This window comes from Martinezella lusitana (genome assembly GCF_010668395.1).
Lineage (GTDB): Bacteria > Pseudomonadota > Alphaproteobacteria > Rhizobiales > Rhizobiaceae > Rhizobium > Rhizobium lusitanum_A.
In genome coordinates this window covers 1-1,491 of sequence record NZ_WUEY01000062.1, presented here as the reverse complement: position 1 = coordinate 1,491, position 1,491 = coordinate 1, and the positions used below count along the sequence as shown (strand labels likewise).

Sequence of the window (1,491 nt, the reverse complement as noted above, 5' to 3'; positions counted from 1 at the left end):
GCGCCCTGAGAGCTTCGATCCACGTTATCGAAGCTCTCAAGCCCCAACGCTCAGGGGCTTCAGACCTGCGCCAGGCCTCCATCGACGAAAACCTCGCCGCCGGTCATGAAGCTGCTGTCCGAAGACGCCAGGAAGGCGGCAACAGCGCCTGTCTCGGACGGATCGCCCATCCGCCCGAGGACTGTGCTGGCCCCCAGTCTGGCGATGCCTTCATCGCCCAGCACTTCGATCGCCAGCTCTGTCGTGGTCGGTCCCGGCGAGAGGACGTTGACGCGGATGCCGGTGCCCTTCAGGTCCAGCGCCCAGCTGCGCGCCAAGTTCCGGACGGCAGCCTTGGTCGCGCTGTAGATGCTGAACGCCGGCGTCCCCATCACTCCCGTGCTGGATCCCGTCAGGATGATCGACGCGCCCTCCCCCATCAGCGGTAGGGCCTTCTGCACCGTGAACACCAACCCCTTCACATTGAGGTCGAAGATCTGGTCGTAGTGCTCGGTCGTGATCTCGCCGAGCGGTGCAAACGACCCGGTCCCGGCGTTAGCGAGCAGGATGTCCAGCCCTCCGCGCTCAGCCTTGACCGTCTCATACAGCCGGTCAAGGGCGGCCGGGTCGGTCACGGAGCCCTGTACGGCCCGCGCCGACGTCCCCAACTCGACCAAGGCGGCGTCCAGCCTCTCCTGCCCCCGCCCGAAGATGTAGACGAACGCGCCTTCGTCGACGAACCGCTTGGCCGCCCCGAATCCGATACCGCTTCCGCCGCCCGTCACTACGGCCGTCTTACCCTGTAATCTGCTCATGATGTGCTCCTTCATTGAGATTGCACTAAGCTGGCGGTATACGCACCCATTGACAAGTATGCACCTTTTGGTAAGTATCTGGAAATGTCTTCAGATCGATCAAATTCCAATTCGCCGTCGGAGCAGACCTTGCCAACGGCTCAGGCTTGCACCCCGACGCTGCCCGGCTTCACCTGTGGTCTCGACGCGACCTTGCGGGTCATCGCCGGCAAGTGGAAACCGTTGATCCTGTACTTCGTGGCGCAAGGCGGCCCGACCCGATACGGCGCGCTACGGCGAGCCGTGCGTGATGTGAGCGATAAGATGCTGATCCAGCAACTCAAGGAGTTGGAGGCCGACGGCCTTGTGAAGCGGACCGACTACAAAGAGATCCCACCCCGGGTAGACTATAGCCTCACTCCGCTGGGCCGCAGCTTGGCCGAAGCCCTGGTTCCCCTTTGCTCTTGGGGCACGGAAAACATGGCCGAAGTTACTCGCGTTTTCGCGGAGCGCGACGCCTTGAACAGCCAAAGGCCGGAGCCCTCGGGCCAATCGACGCGAATTGAGTAGCAATGTCGCAGGGTATCGCGCCGTGTCGGACATCGTCGAGGCTGGCGTTCCTGAACAGGTTGGAACCGTCGCGCAACGTAGCGGCATCGATGCGCTGGCCGCGTTCGAGATGCGTAAGGAGGAGTTGCGCAACACTCTCTCGACCCGC

Annotated in this window: 2 protein-coding genes; one reads left to right on the top strand and one right to left on the bottom strand. The window is 63.0% G+C overall.

Annotated elements, in window-relative coordinates:
- Positions 1–59: 59 nt before the first annotated feature.
- A complete protein-coding gene (locus GR212_RS36505; protein ID WP_163994994.1) occupies positions 60–794 on the bottom strand; it encodes an SDR family NAD(P)-dependent oxidoreductase in 735 nt (244 codons plus the stop codon).
- Between the two features lie 159 nt (positions 795–953).
- On the opposite strand from GR212_RS36505, the gene GR212_RS36500 reads away from it, so the two are divergent.
- Positions 954–1,343 carry a winged helix-turn-helix transcriptional regulator gene (locus GR212_RS36500; protein WP_163994996.1) on the top strand — a complete coding sequence of 130 codons (390 nt, stop codon included), beginning with the start codon at positions 954–956 and terminating at the stop codon, positions 1,341–1,343.
- Positions 1,344–1,491: the final 148 nt, after the last annotated feature.